We start from the raw sequence: 17,604 nt of genomic DNA on the forward strand, positions 1-17,604 counted from the left end.
CGGCCGGAATCTACCGACTCCGAAAGGTCGGCACACAAAACCTAGACCAGCCGCCAAGCATGAGTTGGGACGGATTCAGCGTTGCGCCCCGCCGACGATGTGAGTGCCGTTGCACGGCGGCCAGGCGCCGATCCGCACCCGGGTGGAGACCGCCGCCGGGGTCCTGGGGAAGGCAGGGTGGTGGGCCAGATTTTGATCCAGTAGCGCCGCGCGGTGCCGAGTTCGGTGTCCCGGATGTCCTCGAGGACGCCACCGTGGTGCTCGATCGTCTTCGCCGAGGCGATGTTGTTCACCTCGCAGATGACCAGCACCCGGTCCAGGCCGAGCACCCGGGCCTCGCCGAGCATCCGGCTCAGCGCCCAGGTGGCCAGCCCGCGCCGGCGCGCGGACGGCCGGATGCCGTAGCCGATATGGCCGCCGACCCGCAGCAGGAAGTCGTTGAGCTCGTGCCGTAGCGCGATCGCGCCGAGCACCTGGTCGCCCTCGACGATCCATCGGTACGTGCACTCACTGCACCTGGCCGGCGTCCAGCGGCTTCGCCGGATCCGACTCGTCGGCCAGCCGAGCCACCCAGCCCGCGAACCCGACAGGCGAGGCCACCTCATCGGACGGCCGCAGCCCGAAACCGTCCTCGTGGAGGCCGGGGCCCCACTCGTCATGTGCATTGAGCCAGGCGGCGTGCAGGCGGACGGTGGGCGCGATCAACTCGGGCACGCGGTGACGACAGCGGTCCCGGTCGCACACTGGCACGGGAGGACTCAGTGCGGACTGAGGGCGCAGGTTCGGCTGTTGGCGTGACTGGTCCACGTCGCCGTCACCATGGCTGACCGGTGGTTTCCGTGGTGGGGCGGGCGGGACTCGAACCCGCGACCGAGGGATTATGAGATCGAATTGCCAGCGCCGACGACCTGGGCGCATGGAGGTCTAGCAGCGGAAATGCCTCTCGACATCTCACACCACTCGCCCGCCGTCCGCCGACCTCTTGCGGACTGGATGCGGACCGCTCGCCTGGCAGATCCGGACGCCCGCGGCTACCTCATCGGCTCGAAGGCATCGGCTCACCGGACAAGATGCCGTAGGCAAAAACGATCAAGAACATGACACCGACCGCAGCGAAGATCACGCCAATCACCCGTTCCAGCAGCACTGGGTCCCGCACTGTGCCTTCTGTCAGCCGCGTGCTTCGGCGCCATGGCGATCTTCGGGAAGCTCGCTTACGCCGCGGGCGTCTCGCCTGGAGCGCTGCTCTTGGTGCGCTTCGGCTTTGCCGCCGGCCTGCTGGCGATGCTGCTGCTCCTGCGACCGGGTCTGCGGTGCGACCCTGCGAGCCCAGACCGAAGGACGAGTCCCGCTCGGGTGACCCTGGGTCTGCTGGTGACGGCCCTCGGTCTGGGTGCCGTCGGGTACGCCACCCAGGCGTCGCTGTATTTCGCGGCCTTGGAGCTGTTGGACGCCTCGCTGCTGTCCCTGGTCTTCTACACCTACCCGCTGCTGGTCACCCTCACGGCCGTCCTGCTGGGCAGGGACCGCCTGACACTCGGCCGCTGCGCCGCACTGGTGGCCGCCTCCTGCGGGACGCTGCTCGTCCTTCTCGGGACAGGCGGTGTGGACTTCCACCCGCTCGGGGCGGCCCTGGCGTTCGGTGCCGCTGTCACCTACACCGTCTACATCCTCGTTGCTGACACCGTCGTGCACCGGCTGCCATCGGTGATGCTCTCCGCGCTGGTGATGGCAGGGGCCGCCCTCACCCTGGCCGCACGCGCCCTCGTGAGGGGCGGGGTCGACCTCAGCTTCGGACTACAGGGCTGGTTCTGGCTCGCGTGCATCGCGGTCGTGTCCACCGTCTTGGCGATGCTGACCTTCTTCGCCGGCCTGCGGCGGACGGGCCCTTCGACTGCAGCCATCCTGTCGACGTTCGAACCGGTCGTCACCACGGCGCTGGCGGCGCTCACGCTCGACGAGATCCTCACCCCCGCGCAGGTAGCGGGTGGCCTGCTCGTCCTGTCGTCCGTGGCTGCCCTACAGGTGCACAGGGCACGCACCGGGCACCGCGGCGCAATGCCACGCCGGCTGCCGACCCGACCTCGACGCCACGAGGCAGCCGGTCTCGATCAGCTAGAAGCAGTGCCCGCAAGCATGCCCGGGCGCTCACAACGTCCCTGAGTGGCTCCCGAGCCAGACCGTCTGAGCCCGGACACTGCGAAAGGGCCGTATGGCCATGGGTCGCTCAGCAGTCCTCTTCGGATCGGTAGCTAGCGCAGCGATCGGTACGTCGCGCGGATGTCTTCCGAGAGCAGCTGCGGCTGCTCCCAGGCCGCGAAGTGCCCGCCCCTGTCGTGCCGGTTGTAGTGGACGAGGTTGGGGTACGCCCGCTCCGCCCAGCTGCGCGGAACCCGGTAGATCTCGTCGGCGAAGATGCTCACGCCGACCGGGATCGTCACGCCCTTGGCAGCGAAGAAGGGGAGCTTGTTCTCCCAGTACAGCCGCGCCGAGGACACCCCGCTGTTGGTCAGCCAGAAGAGCGTGATGTTGTCCAGGATGTCGTCGCGCGTGAGGTCGCTCGGCTTCTGCAGACGTCCCTCGAGGACCTGCTGAACGATGCCGGGCTGACCGGCCCCGTCGCCGTGGTCGAGCATGAACGCGGCGAGATCGATGGGTGAGTCCGCCAGGCCGTAGAGCGTCTGCGGGCGCGTCCCCATGATCAGCCCGTACGCCACGTGCGTCCCAAAGAACCTGAGCAGCTGCTCGTACGTGCTCCGCTCCTCGTCGGAGAGATCGTCCGGCGCCGGACTGCCGGCAAAGGCCGCGAGGAAGAGGTCCGGCGGAACCGCACCGGGCATGTTGGTGTGGATGCCGATCAGCTCCGGTGGCGCCGGCTCGGCGGCCGCCGGGTTGGCGCGGCCGCCGGCCATCGCGTCGACGACGATCGCGCCCCAGTCGCCGCCCTGCGCGGCGAAGCGCGTGTACCCGAGCCGATTCATGAGCTCGACGTAGGCCTTCCCGATGTGCACGGGGTCCCATCCGGTCGTGATCGGCTGGCCGGAGAACCCGTATCCGGGCATCGACGGGATCACGACGTGGAAGGCATCCGACGCGCTCGCGCCGTGCGCCGTCGGATCCGTGAGCGGGCCGATGAGCTTCAGTTGCTCGATGATCGACCCGGGCCAGCCGTGGCAGACGACGATCGGGAGCGCGTCCTCGTGCTTCGAGCGAACGTGGATGAAGTGGATTTCCAGACCGTCGATCTCGGTGACGAAGTTGGGGAGGGCCTTCAGCCGCGCCTCGCACTTGCGCCAGTCGTAGTCGTTCGCCCAGTAGCGAGCGAGGTCCTGCATGAGCGCGAGCGGCACGCCCTGCGAGTCATCCTCGACGGTCTCTTTGTTCGGCCAGCGAGTGGCTCTGATGCGCGCGCGCAAGTCCTCGAGGTCCGCCTCGGGGACCTCAATCTTGAATGGCCGCACTTCTGCGACGCCCGTTCGCGCTTCCGTCTTGACGGCCACGCAGGCCTCCCTTCTGCTTTGAACGCCTTTGAGGTCGAGCGGGTGGCCTCCGCCCGCCTACCGCAGACAAATGGCATGCCCCGGCTCCTGCCTCCCGAGGGGCATCTTCGGTGAAGGCGCCGCCCGAACTTGTGCCAGGCCAGCAGGGGCACGCGGCCCCATATGTCCAGAGCGTAGGACGCCTTTCCCCGTGTCCGGAGCCATACAAGCAATCCCGCATGGCCTTCCGGGACGGGCCGGACGCCTGACCCACTTGTTGCGGCGGATCTCCTCGTCGGGCAGTCGCCAGACCGTCCAGCCTCCCCGGACGGGGACAAGGTGGAGCGCCCTACCGGACCAGCGGATGCTCGGGCACGCTTCGGCGGCGATGACTCTGGACGTCTACGCGAACCTGTTCGAGGACGACCTGGACCAGGTCGCCGACCGCCTCGACCGTGCGGCGGCTCGTGCTGCTGCGGACTCAGTGCGGACTGACGGCGTTGGTCCGGATCTTGACGCGGTTCACCCGGGTCGCCGTCACCGTGGCTGACCAGGGCTTTCGCGTGGTGGGGCGGGCGGGACTCGAACCCGCGACCGAGGGATTATGAGTCCCCTGCTCTAACCCGCTGAGCTACCGCCCCGCTACCGCGCCGGATCGTAACCCGCCCGGTCGATCATCGGCCACCACGAAAACGGCCGGTTGTCTCAGCGTCGCCGCCGCCGCAACAGCACGATGGGCAACGCGAGGATAACAGTGAGCAGCCAACCCACCCCGACCATGCCCCACAGCCAGCCGGTGTCGCCGTCCGACTCGTCGGCGATGAAGAGGCCGAAGGTGAGCAGCAGGGTGATCCCACCGACACCGAGGGTGGCGAGGCCGCTGAGCACCATCAGCGGGACCTCCCACCAGGAGCGCTGCACCGGCGCGGGCCGCTGCCCCGGCTGCGTCCGGTTGGCGGCCGCGTACGGCTGGGGGATCTTCTCCGGCGGGCGGGCCGGCATGGGGACCCGCCGGTCGGCGGGGACCTGCTGGTCGATGACCCCGATGGCGCCGGGGTGCAGGTCGAACAGGGTCGGCTCGATGTGCATCGAGATGGCGTCGTGGCCGATCATTCGGCGGGCGCCGTCCGGCCAGGCGAGCAGGGCGGCGCATTCGGCGTAGCGGACGGTGAGCGGGCCGCCGGGGCCGACGTAGCTGACGCCGTCCACGCCGACCCGCAGCTCACCGTCGCCCTCCCGTTCCCGGTAGGCGGTGCCGGGCAGGGTGTGGGTGGAGCGGGTGGGTGCCTCGGTGAAGCCGGCCCAGTCGGCGGTGGTGCCGTCGGGCACCATCAGCAGCGCGGTGGCGGTGACCTCCTGCGCCACCTGGTGCAGGTCGGCGAGGGTGACGGTCTTGAGTTCCGCGCGCAGCTCGTCGACGGTGACGGTCGGTTGGCCGGTGAGCAGGTCCAGCGCCTGGCTGGGCAGTCGCGCGGCGTCCACCTCGGCGGCGCCGAGGGTGTCCTCCCGCTTGGCGACGGTGGCGTCCAGGTCGGCCTGCTCGATCCGGCCGACCCGCAGCTTGGCCAGCACGTCGATGAAGCCGCCGAGCACCGCGTCCTGCTTCTCGGGCAGCGCGTCGGCGAGGGCGCGCAGCGTGGCGTGGCCGTCGCCGCGCGGCTCGTATCCGGTGTTGATGGTGTAGGAGAGGCCGTCCTCCTGGCGCAGCGAGCGGTACATCTCGCGCTCCAGCACGCCGGCAAAGACGCCCGCGGCGGTCCGGCGCCGCACGACCGAGTCCAGCACCACGGCCCGCGAGCCGTTGACGAAGTACGCGGGGGTGCGCGGCAGCGCCGAGGAGACGGGCGGCACCGGCTGCCGTACGCCGCTGGGCAGCGCCAGCCGCAGCCCGGCCGGCACCCGGTCCCCGGCGATCCAGAGCACCGCGTTCTCCCGGGTGAACCAGCGGGCCGCCCAGGCCCGCAGGTCGTGTTCGGTGATCGCATGCAGGCCGAACTCGGGATAGCTGGTCAGGCCGTGGTCGCGGGCGCCGTGCCGCCACAGCGGCACCGCGTCGATGGCCGCGTTGCCGCGGCTGCTCCACTCGGTGCGCAGGATCTCCTTCTCCACCTCCAGCCGGGGCATGGGCAGGTCGTGGATGGTGCGGCAGACGGCGGTGAGGAAGCCGGCGATGTCGGACTCGGAGCCCTGCATGTAGAAGGAGGTGAAGATCGGCGCGGTGGCGCCGTTGAAGTGGTAGTCGGTCAGCCCGAGCGGGGCGAGCGCCAGGTGTTCCAGCAGGTGGGTGATGCCGCTGCGGCCCAGGGTCTCGTCGGCTGTGCCGACCCGGAAGGTCAGCCCGGCCCGCATCGGCCCGGCGGTGGCGGCCAACAGCGTGGGCACCCCGTCCACATCCAGTTGCCGGATCATCGGAGACCACCCTTCGCGTACGCCTCGGCGCGGAACTTGTCGAGCACCTCGTTGCCACCGACGTAGGACCAGGGGTGCCCGCTGGCCAGGTGTCCCAAGGCGGCGAGCTGGGCCGCGGCGGCGGGCCACTGCTCGGTCAGCCCGAACCAGAGGACGAAGACGGACCGGGTGGAGACCCAACCGGGCTCGTGCCGGAAGTTCGGGTGGAGCACGGAACGCTGCGCCGCCGTCCAGATGTCCTGCACCACCCGCGGGTCCCGCAGGTACGCGCCCCGTTCGCCGTCGTTGTCGAAGGTGACGAACCGTTCGAGGTGCGCCTCGGCGAGCAGGACGGCGTTCTGGGTGCCCTCCGGGGCGGCAAGCATGCACTCCCGGGCGAAGTCGAAGGCCTTCTCCCAACTGCCGCCCCACTTCGGGCAGAGCTGCTGGAACAACCGGGACTGGGCCGACATGTGGTGCGGCGCGTACCGGGCGAGCCGGTCGTAGCGGCGGCGGGCCTCCGCCTGGCCCAGCCCCAGGCCCATCGCAGTGGTCAGCCGTTCCTCCCAGGCGAGGACGTTGCCCGGTTCCCGGGCGCAGACGTCGATCAGGATCTGCTCGGCCTGCCGCAGGTACTCGTGGAGCTGGGCGAACTGCTCCCGGCTGACGTCCCTGGCGAACTTGTCGGTCCGGATCCTCCAGCCGACCTGGATCAGGTGTGCGGCGAGCATGGTGGCGGCGACGGTGTCGCCCGGCTGCTGGGCGAGGACCTGGCGGAGCCAGTCCCCGATGGCGGCGTCGTCCTCGGCGAAGCCCGCCAGGAACGCCCGGCCGGCCCAGTCGCGGGGGTCGAGCAGCTGCCGTACCCGAGGCCAGTCCCGCGCGGCGAGCGCCGCGCGCATGTCGTTGACCTCGGGAAAAGCGGCAGCCGAGTCGAAGTCGATCGCCGGGAGGGGTGCTGGCATGGCGGCGATCATAGGTGATCACGAAGGGGTGTCGGTTCCCCCGTCCAGCTCGGACGGACTACCCTGCCCGGGGCGGAGCGCGGTGAGCACGGCCCCGGCGGTGCGCCACCCGCTGGCGAGCGCCCCCTGGATGGAGGGGCTGTCCCGGTGGTCCCCGGCGACGAAGAGGCCGTCGCCGAGCGCCACGGGCTTGCGCAGCCGGCCCTGCGGTGGCGGCGCGGCGGGCAGCGCGTCCGGGACCGACACGGTGGTCAGGTGGGTCCAGTCGGCGGTGGACCGCCCGTAGAGCCGGTCCAGTTCCCGCCGGATCACCGGCTCGGCTGGGGCCTGCGGGCCGACCACCGAGGTGGCCACCAGGTGCCGCCCGGCCGGCGCGTACGTCGGCGCCGCGTTGCTGAGCACCACCGAGTTGGCGACGAGTTCCCGCCGGTCCCCGTCGACCAGCAGGATCGGCTCGTCCAGCGGCGCGGCGTCGGCGGCGTGGTAGTAGGTGGTGTAGCTGTGCATCCGTACCCGACCGAGCCGGGGCAGCAGCGCGGCCGCCGCCGGCGGGTCCACCGCGACCACGACGGCGCGGCAGGCGATGTCGCCGGCCTGGGTGCGGACCCGGCCGGGCGCGACCTCGGCGACCGGGGTGTCCAGCTCGATCAGGTCGGCGGGCAGCGGGTCGGCGATGGCCCGGGGCAGCGCGCCCATGCCCTGTTCGGGGAGGCCGATCCGGCCGCGGGCGAAGGAGCGCAGCACCATGGCCAGCACGTGGCTGGAGGTCTCCAGCTGCCGGTCGATGAAGACGCCGGAGAGGAACGGTCGGAGCAGCTCCTCGATGATCGCGTCGGAGAGGCCGGCCCGGCGCAGGGCGGCCTCGCTGGTCGTCTCCGGCGCGGTGAGCAGCCGGCTCGCCGGCAGGGTGGCGCAGCCGGTGGCGAGCGCGGCGAAGCGCAGCCGGTCCAGCAGGGACCCGACCCCGGCGGTGGCGGCCCGCGCCGCCCCGGTGGGCTCGCGCAGCGGGTTGACCAGCCGGTCGAGCCGGTCGCCGCGGCGGACCAGCACCCCGGAGGTGAACCAGCCCAGGTGGAGCGTGGCCAGGTCGAGCAGGGTGCCCAGCCGGGGGTAGGCGGTGTTGAGCACCTGGAAGCCGCGGTCGAGCAGGTAGCCGTCGACCTGGTCGGTGGCGACCCGGCCGCCGAGCCGGTCGCCGGCCTCCAGCAGCCGCCAGGGCACGCCGGCGCGGTGCAGCCGGCGGGCGGCGGCGAGGCCGGCCAGGCCGCCGCCGACCACGACCACGTCGGTCTCAGCGAGCACGGCTCACCTCCGCCCCGGCCCGGTCCCCCTCGCGGCTCGTCCGCGACAGCCGGCTCGGCCACCAGATCTTCGGCCCGATGTCGTACGCCAGGGCGGGCACCAGCAGCGACCGTACGACGATGGTGTCGAGCAGCACCCCGACGGCGACCGCCACGCCCAGCTCGACCAGCACCACCAGCGGCAGCACGGCGAGCGCGGAGAAGGTCGCGGCGAGCACGATGCCGGCGGAGGTGATCACGCCACCGGTGACGGCGAGGCCGCTGAGCACCCCGGCGCGGGTGCCGCGCTTGACCGACTCCTCGCGGACCCGGCTCATCAGGAAGATGTTGTAGTCGATGCCGAGGGCGACCAGGAAGACGAACGCGAAGAGCGGGAAGGACTGGTCGACGCCGGGGAAGCCCAGCAGGTACTTGAAGATCAGCGCGCAGAGCCCCAGCGTGGCCAGGAACGACAGCACCACGGTGGCGATGAGCAGCACCGGGGCGAGCAGGGCGCGCAGCAGCAGCGCCAGGATGACCGCGATGACCACCAGCACCACCGGGATGATGACGTTGCGGTCCCGGGTGGAGGCGGCGGCGGTGTCCACGTTGATGGCGGTGAAGCCGCCGACCACGGAGTCGGAGCCGGGTACCTTGTGCACCGCCTCGCGCAGGTCGCGGACGGTCTGCTCGGCGCCGTCGCTGTCCGGCGGGTCGGCCAGCGTCACCTGCAGCTCCACCCGGCCGTCGACCACCTTGGGCTGCGCGTTCGGGTCGGGCGGGCCGGCCTGGCCCTGCTGGGTGAGCGGGCGGACCGAGGCCACCCCGGGCACGCCCTGGGCCACCTGGGCCACCTGCTGCGCGGTCGCCTGGGTGGTGAAGATGGTGGCCGGGCTGCCGGTGCCCGCCGGGTAGTGCCGGGCGATCACCTCCTGGCCGGCCACCGAGTCGGTGCGGCTGGTGAACAGGTCGGACTGGCCGAGGGTGGTGGCGCCGAGCTGGCTGAGGCCGAGGGTGAGCGCGGCCAGGGCGACGGCGGTGACCAGCCAGACGGCCCGGGACCGGCGGGCGACGAAGCCGGCGATCCGGCTCCAGATGCCGTCGGCCTGCGGGTCCGCCTGGTCCTCCCGCGGCGTACGCGGCCAGAATGCCCAGCGTCCGCCCAGCACCAGCAGCGCGGGCAGGAAGGTGAGCATCACCAGCAGCGTGGCGGCGATGCCGAGGGCGGCGACCGGGCCGAGCGCCCGGTTGGAGTTGAGGCTGGACAGCAGCAGGCAGAGCAGGCTGACGATGACGGTGGTGCCGGAGGCGATGATCGCCGGGGCGGCGCCCCGCCAGGCGGTCTTCATCGCGTCCCACGGTCGGTGGTGCCGGTGCAGCTCCTCCCGGTAGCGGGCGATCAGCAGCAGGGCGTAGTCGGTGCCGGCGCCGAAGACCAGCACGGTGAGGATGCCCTGGGCCTGCCCGTTGAGCTTGATCACGTCGTTCTTGGCCAGGTAGTAGACGAAGACCGACGCCAGCGAGTACGACATCCCGGCGGCGAGCAGCGGGAAGATCCAGAGCACCGGGCTGCGGTAGACGATCAGCAGGATGATCAGGACGACGACCAGGGTGACCAGCAGCAGCGGCCCGTCGATGGCGGTGAAGACCTCGATCAGGTCGCCGAGCAGCCCGGCCGGTCCGGCCACGTTGACGGTGAGCCCGTCCCGGTCCGGACCGACGATGTCGCGCAGCTCGTCGACGACCTGCCGGATCTGCTCGCCCTCGGCGGCGTCGATCGGGACGACGACCTGCACGGCCTGGCGGTCCTGGCTGACGATCGGCGGCGGCAGCGGGCTGACCACGCCCGGCAGCTGGGCGAACCGGGCGGCGTCGGCCTGGACCCGCTGCTCGTCGGCCGGGGTGATCCCGGAGGTGCGCTCGTAGACGACGAGCGCGGGCGTCGTCTCCTTCTCGACGAAGCCGGCGGCGAGGTCCTGCGCCCGGGTGGCCTCGGCGTCGGTGGGCAGGAACGCGGCGTTGTCGTTGGTCGCGACCTCGCCCAGCTTCCCCGAGTACGGCCCCGCGATCCCGCCGATGACCAGCCAGCCGAGCACGACCGCCACCGCGATCAGCGTGGCCGTCCAGCGGCCCCGTCCACCGGTCATCTTCACCCCTTTGGAATCGACGCACCAATCGACGCAGCGGGAGTCTAAGTCGACATCGACCATCCTGCCGCCCAAGGGGTCACTCCGGGGCACAAACCGCCCGTGACGGGATCTTCCGGCGCGGGGACGAGGGGTGCGGGCCTGGTGCCGGCCCCGGGGTCACGAGCCCGGGTGGCACAACGGGAAACGCCCGTCGGCGGGGCCGACGGGCGCGTGATGGAGCTGAGCTCCCCCGTTTGGACTCGAACCAAAAACCTGCCGGTTAACAGCCGGCTGCTCTGCCAATTGAGCTACGGGGGACCGTGCACCGCCCGGCTGGCGGATCTCTCCGCGCCGTGCGACGGGGACAAGAGTACAGGACACCGGGGGGTGGCGCGCCAGGGGGTTACCGCATCCCCGCCCGCCGCGTCCGGTGTCCCGACCCGCCCACAGATACGGACAAATCGTCATCTCGGCGCATGGAGGCATGAGCGCGGAGCAGGATGGGTAGTTAGCCGACGACAGAGGACGTAGGCGCGAGTGGGTCGTTCCCGTTCGGGAACGACAGCGCGTCAGGTACGAGAGGAGCCGCCATGCGCGGAAAGATCATGTTTCTTGGCGGGCTGGCTGCGGGCTTCGTCCTGGGCGCCCGTGCCGGCCGAGAGAAGTACGAGGAGCTGGTGGTCCGGGGCCGCAAGGTGCTCGACCACCCGACCGTCCAGGAGGCGGCGGGTGTCGCGCAGGCTCAGGCGACCCGGCTCTACAGCGAGGGCAAGGACAAGCTGGGGCAGACCAAGCTCGGCGAGAAGCTCAGCGGCAACGGCCACACCCAGGAGCTGACCGCGGCCGACAAGCCGTTCGCCGGCACGCCGGCGACGGTGGGCGCCAAGGCCGGTTCGTCCAGCACGGGCACGTCCGGCTCGACCTCCGGGTCGTCGACCACCACGAGCCCGCGCACCAAGCCGTCGGGCACGGGCACCAACAACAGCACCCTCTGACCCGCACCGACCACAGCGGGCCGGCCACCTTCGGGTGACCGGCCCGCTGTCGTCTGTCCGGACCGGACCGCGCCACTTTTGCTGATGACGAACAAAAGTGGGGACGGTTCATCTAAAACTTTGGCCTCGAACCTCTTCTCTTTCTTCTCGTACGCAAATATCGTCCTGCGTAGAACCTGGCCAGGCTCTCGTCACCTCCCCAGCGACCTCCTCAGCCTCGTCCCGGCTGAGGCGGACCCGCCCGACCAGAGCGAGGTTCGATGCGCAGACCGTTCGGCCGCAGGGCCGCCACCCATCTCAGCCTGCTCGCCCTCGTCGGCGCGACGCTCGTCGCGACGGCGGAGCAGCAGCCGACCCCGGCGCAGGCCGCGCCGGTACTCACCGCACCGGCCGCCGTCAGCAACGGCATCGAGTACAAGGTGCTCGTCTTCACCAAGTCGACCGACGGCAACGGCGCCGCCACGTCGGCCGGTGTGCAGGCCATCCAGCAGCTCGGGCGCGACCGGCGCTTCACCGTCGAGGTCACCGACGACGCCCGCAAGTTCGACGAACCACACCTGAAGCAGTTCCGCGCGGTGGTCTTCCTGAACACCGCCGGCGACGTGCTGACCGACACCCAGCAGGCCGCCTTCGAGCAGTACTACCGCGACGGCGGCGGCTTCGTCGGCGTCCACTCCGCGATCGAGGCCGAGCCGGGCTGGTCCTTCCTGACCAACGTGCTCGGCACCCGGGCCACCACCGCCTCCCCGGTGAGCAAGGCGACGGTCACCGTCGCCGACCGGGTCCACCCCGCCTCCGAGACGCTGCCGCAGCGCTGGACCACCACCGACCGCTGGTACAACTTCGCGGCCAACGTCCGGGGCGTCTCGCACGTGCTGGCCACGGTGGACGAGAAGACGTACACCGGCGGCACCATGGGCTTCGACCACCCGGTGACCTGGTGCAAGGACTACCAGGGCGGCCGGTCGTTCTACACCGGCCTCGGGGCCACCGCGGCGAGCTTCGCCAGCACCGACCTGCGCGCCCACCTCGGCGGCGCGATCCAGTGGGCGGCCGGGGTGACCGACGGCGACTGCGGCGCGACCGTGCTGGCCAACTACCAGATGACGGTGGTCGGGGCGCAGCCCAACGTCAACGAGCCGATCGGCTTCGACGTGCTCCCCGACGGCCGGGTGATCCAGACCGACCGGCGCGGCGGCGTACGCCTGCACAACCCGGAGAGCAACGAGACCACCGTGCTGGCGCAGATCCCCGTCTACACCCACAGCGAGGACGGGATGTACGGCCCGGCGATCGACCGGGACTTCGCCACCAACAAGTGGGTCTACCTCTACTACGCACCCCCGCTGGACACCCCGACCGGGAGCGCACCGACCACCAGCACCGACCCGGCCGCCTGGGACCAGTGGAAGGGCTACTTCCAGCTCTCCCGGTTCAAGTTCGTGGACGGGGACACACCATCGCTGGACCTGACCACCGAGCAGAAGATCCTGCAGGTGCCGGTGGACCGGGGCGCCTGCTGCCACGTGGCCGGTGACATCACGTTCGACTCGAAGAACAACCTCTGGCTGGTCACCGGGGACGACACCCCGGCCGGCGGCGGCGGTTCCGGTGGCTTCTCGCCGCACAACGACTCGGTCAGCGCCACCGGTGTCTACCAGGCGCCCTTCGTGGACGCCCGGCGCAGCTCGGCCAACACCAACGACCTGCGCGGCAAGATCCTGCGCATCTCGGTGGGGGCGGACGGGTCGTACACCGTGCCGTCGGGGAACCTCTTCCCGGCGGGCACCGCGAAGACCCGGCCGGAGATCTACGCGATGGGCTTCCGGAACCCGTTCCGGATCACCCTCGACAAGAACGACGTCGCCTACATCACCGACTACTCCCCGGACTCCTCGACCGCGGCGGTCGGTCGGGGGCCGGCGGGCACCGGCCGGATGATGGTGGTCGACAAGCCGGCGAACTACGGCTGGCCGATGTGCGTGCAGCCGAACCTGCCGTACATCGAGATGAACTGGACCACGACGCCGATCTCGCCGGTCGCGCCCTTCGACTGCGCGGCGCCGAAGAACACCTCCCGGCACAACACCGGCCTCACGGACCTGCCGAAGGTGGAGAAGTCCGAGCTGTGGTACTCGTTCCAGGCGCCGACCCCGTGCCCGGAGTCGTACCTGTCGACGCCCACGCAGACCTGTCCGGTGCTCTTCCCCGAGCTCGGCACGGGCGGCGTCGGCCCGCACGGTGCGGCGAAGTACGACTTCGACCCGGAGCTGAGGTCGGAGACGAAGTTCCCCGAGTACTACGACGACGCGATCTTCTTCGGCGAGTTCACCCGGGACACCCTCAAGGAGATCCGGCTGGACGACAAGGGTGACATCCTGAAAATCAACAACGTGCTGAACTGCGGCCAGGCGCCGACCACGCCGACCAAGCCGTTCCTCTGCGACAACCCGATGGACATGCGCTGGGGCGCGGACGGCAACTTCTACCTGCTCACGTACGGCGACGGGTTCTTCAACATCAACCCGGACGCGGCGATGCTGAAGTTCAGCTACGTCAAGGGCCTGCGGGCGCCGACCGCCGTCCTGAACGCGACGCCCACCAACGGCATCGGGCCGCTGACGGTCTCGTTCTCCAGCGAGGGCTCGAAGGACCCGGACCCGGCCGACTCGATCTCGTTCGCCTGGGACTTCGACGGCAACGGCACCACCGACTCGATCGACCCGAACCCGACGCACACCTACACCGCCAACGGCGTCTACACCGCCCGCCTGACGGTGACCGACTCCAGCGGCAAGACCGCGTCGGCGAACACCACCATCACCGTCGGCAACACCGCGCCGGCCGTCACCGTCACCACCCCGCTCGAGGGCGGCTTCTTCAGCTGGGGCGACGACATTCCGTGGTCGGTGACCGTCACCGACCCGGAGGACGGGCCGGTCGACTGCGCCAAGGTCGAGGTGACCTTCGTTCTCGGCCACGACCAACACGGTCACGGTGAGGCCAACCAGTTCGGCTGCTCCGGGGTGCTCGCCACCGACCCGGACGACGCCTCGCACGGTGGCTACATCTACGGCGTGGTCAGCGCGTCGTACACCGACAAGGGCGCGAACGGGCAGCCGGCACTGACCACGGTGGACCAGCAGATCATCCAGGCCAAGCGGCAGGAGGTCGAGTTCGCCACCGACGAGTCCGGCACCACGGTGGGCACCAGCGCCGACACCGGCGGCGGGCAGCAGCGCGGCAGCCTCGACCCGGGCGACTGGATCGCGATCAACAACACCGTGAACCTGACGAACATGCAGTCGGCGACGCTGCGTACCTCCGGTGGCAGCGCGGCCACCGCCGGGCAGCCCCGGTTCGGCGTCGAACTCCGGCTCGACTCCCCCACCGGCCCGCTGCTGACCACCGCCACGGTCAACGCGACCAGCGGCAACAACGCCTTCACCAGCACCACCGTGCCGATCACCGACCCGGGCGGCACGCACCGGCTCTACCTGGTCTTCACCACCGTTCCCGGCGGCCCGACCAGCGGCTTCGGCAACCTCAACTGGGTCGAGTTCACCGGGCAGGGCATCGGCGTCACCCCGTGACGACCGCCCCGGGTGGGGCCGCCGCCAGCGGCCCCACCCGGCACCAACCAACCATCACCAGTCAGCACGGAAAGGCAGCCAGGACATGACCGACACACAGCAAGGCATGAGCCGCCGGCGGATGCTCGGCACCATCGCCGGTGCCGCCGGCGCGGTCGCCGTCGGCGCCGCCGGCTGGGCGCCCTCCGCCGCCGCGGAGGGCAACGGCCTGCTCATCCCCACCGGCAAGCGCGGCATCATCCTGTACAGCGTCCGGGACCGGATCGGCGCCGCGCCGGACACCTCCAGCGTGCCGTACGGCTTCGAGCGGGTACTCGGCCGCCTCGCCGAGATCGGCTACCAGGAGGTTGAGTTCGCCGGCTACACCCAGCACACCTCGATCCTGGGCCGGCAGATCACCCCCGAGGAGATCCGCAAGATCCTGGACGACAACGGGCTTCGGGCGAACGGCTCGCACGCATCCATCCCGGGCACGGTCACCCCGGACACCATCGCCGCGTTCGAACGGACGCTGGACACCGCCGAGATCCTCGGCATGACGCACATCGGCACCGGCAGCGACCCGACCGGCAGCAACTACAAGGCCGACTGGGACGCCGCCGCGGACCGGTGGAACACCTTCGGCGAGATGGCCGCCGCCCGTGGGCTGAAGCTCTACACGCACAACCACGACGCGGCGTACAACTTCCTGCTGGACAGCGGGCCGCTGGACGCACTGGGCCGGCCGACCCGGTCCTCCGGCGTCCGGAAGCTGGAGTACTTCTTCGGGCTGACCAACCCGGAGTGGGTCTGGTTCGAGATGGACATCTACTGGGCGCACGTGGCGCAGTACCGGTACCGCAGCTACGTCGACCCGGACGGCGTGACGCAGACGAACGTCTTCGACCCGCTGGCCACGGTGGCGGCCCGGACCACGCGCTTCCCGCTGTTCCACGCCAAGGACGGCGCGTTCAACCCGGCCAACTCCGCCGGCTACGACATGGTGCCGCTCGGCCAGGGCGACATCGACTACGGCACCTTCTTCGCCAACATGGGCGCGAAGGGCTACCACAACCCGATGTGGGAGCAGGACAACGCGCCCGGCGGCACCGCCGACCCGGGCCGGTCACTGCGCTACGCGGAGGTCAGCTACCAGCACATGTCGGGTCTGCGGGGCTGACGGACCCGACCGGTGGCACCAGGGGCCGCGTCCGGGAGACCGGGCGCGGCCCCCTCGCGTCACGCCTCGTGACGCCGGTGTGGCAGATTCCGGAGTGAGGTGATCGCGATGACGTTGATCGGACCGGAGAACCCGGACCAGGCGCGGCTGCTGCGCCTGCTGCGCGACGACGGCCCCCGCTCGCGGGTCGAGCTGGCCGACGCCCTGGGACTGAACCGGACCCGGTTCGTCGCGGAGGTGGACCGGCTGACCGCCCAGGGCCTGGTGGAGACGGCCGGGCCGGCCGCGTCCCGGGGCGGTCGCCGCTCGTCCCTGCTGCGGATTGCCGGGCAGGTCCGCTTCGGCGCGGTGGCCGTCAATGCCGGGCGGCTCGACGTCGCGCTGACCGACGGCGAGCTGACCGTGCTCGCCCGCCTCGGCGAGTCGGTCGACGTCCGGGTCGGGCCGGAGGCGGTCGTCAGCCGCGCCGTCGAACTGCTCGGCAAGCTCCGCGCCGAGGCGGGGCTGTCCCGGTTGACCGGGGTGGGCGTGGCGCTGCCCGCGCCGGTCGCGGTGCGGGAGGGATCCCCGGTCTCCTCGCCCGCCCTGCCGGGCTGGCACCAGTTCCCCGTCCGCGACACGATCGCCGCGGAGCTGGGCTGCCCGGTGCAGGTGGACAACGACGCCAACGTCATGGCGCTGGGTGAGCTGCACGCCGGCACCGGCCGGGCGTTCGACGACTTCCTCTACGTCAAGCTCGGCAGCGCCATCGGGTGCGGGCTGGTGCTGGGCGGCGCACTCTACCGGGGCGCGACCAGCGGGGCCGGCGACATCGGGCACCTGCGGCTGACCGACGAAGGCCCGCTCTGCGCCTGCGGCAACACCGGCTGCGTGGAGGCGTACTGCGGGGACGGCGCACTGGTCCGGGAGGCGCTGGCCGCCGTGCACGACGGCCGGTCGGCGGCGCTCGGCGACCGGGTGGCGGAGGCCGGGACGCTGACCGCGGCCGACGTCGCGCGGGCAGCGACGGCCGGCGATCCGACCGCGCAGACCCTGGTCCGCGACGGCGCCCGCCGATTGGGGCAGGTGCTGGTCGGCCTGGTCAGCTTCTTCAACCCGGCGATCGTGATCATCGGGGGCGCCGCCCCCGGCGTCGGCCCGATCCTCCTCGCCGAGATCCGCGGGGTGGTCTACCGGCGCTCCACCCCGCTCGCCACCGGCAGCATGCCGATCGTCCTGTCCGACCTGGACGGCCGGGCATGCCTGGTCGGCGCGGCCCGCCTGATCAGCGACCAGGTCTTCGCGGCCCGCTGACCCGCAGGTGGCGGCGCTCGGTCCGGTTATACAGGGGCACGGCGCTCGGTCCGGCCGGCCGCGCCCGGCTGGCGTCCGGCGGGAGTAGCCACCGGCGCGGACGCTACCAACCTGATGACGTGGATGAATCACCGTGCCGGGCCCCGGCGCCATTCCGCGCCGGGCGGCCGGTGCGTGTTGGCGGGCCACCCCACGGTGAATCGTTTACGTCATCAGGTTCGTAGCCGCCGACCATGCATCTGCCGGCGGCCGCGCCCGCGCCGGCTTCGACGACACCGCCGCAGCGCCCGTCCGGGGCCGGCCCGCCGGCCCCGGACGGCGCG

General features: G+C 71.3%; 12 protein-coding genes and 2 tRNA genes. 5 read left to right on the forward strand and 9 right to left on the reverse strand.

All coding sequences use genetic code 11. From position 1 onward, the window contains the following. Positions 1–41: 41 nt before the first annotated feature. Both ACTWO6_RS25790 and ACTWO6_RS25795 read right to left on the reverse strand, forming a co-directional pair. Positions 42–605 (reverse strand): GNAT family N-acetyltransferase, encoded by a 564-nt coding sequence (locus tag ACTWO6_RS25790; protein WP_446216357.1) that lies wholly within the window; start codon positions 603–605, stop codon positions 42–44. Next, positions 508–714 (reverse strand): hypothetical protein, encoded by a 207-nt coding sequence (locus tag ACTWO6_RS25795; protein WP_446220872.1) that lies wholly within the window; start codon positions 712–714, stop codon positions 508–510. The genes ACTWO6_RS25790 and ACTWO6_RS25795 overlap by 98 nt, the downstream gene beginning before the upstream one ends. A 477-nt stretch (positions 715–1,191) precedes the next feature. On the opposite strand from ACTWO6_RS25795, the gene ACTWO6_RS25800 reads away from it, so the two are divergent. Continuing rightward, complete coding sequence (locus ACTWO6_RS25800; protein WP_446216358.1) at positions 1,192–2,163, forward strand: DMT family transporter; 972 nt, start codon at positions 1,192–1,194, stop codon at positions 2,161–2,163. A gap of 89 nt (positions 2,164–2,252) precedes the next feature. Here the strand turns inward: ACTWO6_RS25800 and ACTWO6_RS25805 are convergent, their stop codons facing one another. The 7 genes from ACTWO6_RS25805 to ACTWO6_RS25835 all read right to left on the reverse strand — a co-directional run bounded on the left by ACTWO6_RS25805 (position 2,253) and on the right by ACTWO6_RS25835 (position 10,559). Then, positions 2,253–3,500, reverse strand: a complete 1,248-nt coding sequence (locus ACTWO6_RS25805) for an epoxide hydrolase family protein (RefSeq protein ID WP_446216359.1) — start codon at positions 3,498–3,500, stop codon at positions 2,253–2,255. Positions 3,501–4,043: 543 nt separating this feature from the next. Continuing rightward, positions 4,044–4,120 (reverse strand) — tRNA-Ile (locus ACTWO6_RS25810). Positions 4,121–4,184: 64 nt separating this feature from the next. Continuing rightward, a complete protein-coding gene (locus ACTWO6_RS25815; protein ID WP_446216360.1) occupies positions 4,185–5,888 on the reverse strand; it encodes a M16 family metallopeptidase in 1,704 nt (567 codons plus the stop codon). Continuing rightward, on the reverse strand, positions 5,885–6,832 hold the full coding sequence (locus ACTWO6_RS25820; RefSeq protein ID WP_446216361.1) for a hypothetical protein: 948 nt from the start codon (positions 6,830–6,832) through the stop codon (positions 5,885–5,887). The genes ACTWO6_RS25815 and ACTWO6_RS25820 overlap by 4 nt, the downstream gene beginning before the upstream one ends. Positions 6,833–6,850: 18 nt before the next feature. Beyond that, positions 6,851–8,134, reverse strand: coding sequence for an FAD-dependent oxidoreductase (locus tag ACTWO6_RS25825; RefSeq protein WP_446216362.1), 1,284 nt, complete (start codon positions 8,132–8,134; stop codon positions 6,851–6,853). After that, positions 8,124–10,259, reverse strand: a complete 2,136-nt coding sequence (locus ACTWO6_RS25830) for an MMPL family transporter (RefSeq protein WP_446216363.1) — start codon at positions 10,257–10,259, stop codon at positions 8,124–8,126. The genes ACTWO6_RS25825 and ACTWO6_RS25830 overlap by 11 nt, the downstream gene beginning before the upstream one ends. A gap of 227 nt (positions 10,260–10,486) precedes the next feature. Continuing rightward, positions 10,487–10,559, reverse strand: a tRNA-Asn gene (locus tag ACTWO6_RS25835). 272 nt (positions 10,560–10,831) lie between these two features. Here ACTWO6_RS25835 and ACTWO6_RS25840 point away from each other — a divergent pair. From ACTWO6_RS25840 to ACTWO6_RS25855, 4 genes are all read left to right on the forward strand, one after another. Further along, the gene (locus ACTWO6_RS25840) at positions 10,832–11,236 is read left to right on the forward strand and encodes a hypothetical protein (protein WP_446216364.1); all 405 of its coding nucleotides are present in this window, start codon (positions 10,832–10,834) and stop codon (positions 11,234–11,236) included. Positions 11,237–11,496: 260 nt separating this feature from the next. Then, positions 11,497–14,829 (forward strand): ThuA domain-containing protein, encoded by a 3,333-nt coding sequence (locus ACTWO6_RS25845; protein WP_446216365.1) that lies wholly within the window; start codon positions 11,497–11,499, stop codon positions 14,827–14,829. An 85-nt stretch (positions 14,830–14,914) separates the two neighbouring features. Beyond that, complete coding sequence (locus tag ACTWO6_RS25850; protein WP_446216366.1) at positions 14,915–15,988, forward strand: sugar phosphate isomerase/epimerase family protein; 1,074 nt, start codon at positions 14,915–14,917, stop codon at positions 15,986–15,988. Between the two features lie 108 nt (positions 15,989–16,096). After that, a complete protein-coding gene (locus tag ACTWO6_RS25855) occupies positions 16,097–17,281 on the forward strand; it encodes an ROK family protein (protein WP_446216367.1) in 1,185 nt (394 codons plus the stop codon). Positions 17,282–17,604 lie beyond the last annotated feature (323 nt).

This window comes from Micromonospora sp. IBHARD004 (genome assembly GCF_052814115.1).

Bases quoted from the DNA above. Each gene is read 5' to 3' on its own strand.
- ACTWO6_RS25855 (WP_446216367.1), top strand. From the start codon at position 16,097: ATGACGTTGATCGGACCGGAGAACCCGGACCAGGCGCGGCTGCTGCGC.
- ACTWO6_RS25845 (WP_446216365.1), top strand. From the start codon at position 11,497: ATGCGCAGACCGTTCGGCCGCAGGGCCGCCACCCATCTCAGCCTGCTC.
- ACTWO6_RS25815 (WP_446216360.1), bottom strand. From the start codon at position 5,888: ATGATCCGGCAACTGGATGTGGACGGGGTGCCCACGCTGTTGGCCGCC.
- ACTWO6_RS25840 (WP_446216364.1), top strand. From the start codon at position 10,832: ATGCGCGGAAAGATCATGTTTCTTGGCGGGCTGGCTGCGGGCTTCGTC.
- ACTWO6_RS25850 (WP_446216366.1), top strand. From the start codon at position 14,915: ATGACCGACACACAGCAAGGCATGAGCCGCCGGCGGATGCTCGGCACC.
- ACTWO6_RS25800 (WP_446216358.1), top strand. From the start codon at position 1,192: ATGGCGATCTTCGGGAAGCTCGCTTACGCCGCGGGCGTCTCGCCTGGA.
- ACTWO6_RS25820 (WP_446216361.1), bottom strand. From the start codon at position 6,832: ATGCCAGCACCCCTCCCGGCGATCGACTTCGACTCGGCTGCCGCTTTT.
- ACTWO6_RS25790 (WP_446216357.1), bottom strand. From the start codon at position 605: ATGAGGTGGCCTCGCCTGTCGGGTTCGCGGGCTGGGTGGCTCGGCTGG.
- ACTWO6_RS25830 (WP_446216363.1), bottom strand. From the start codon at position 10,259: ATGACCGGTGGACGGGGCCGCTGGACGGCCACGCTGATCGCGGTGGCG.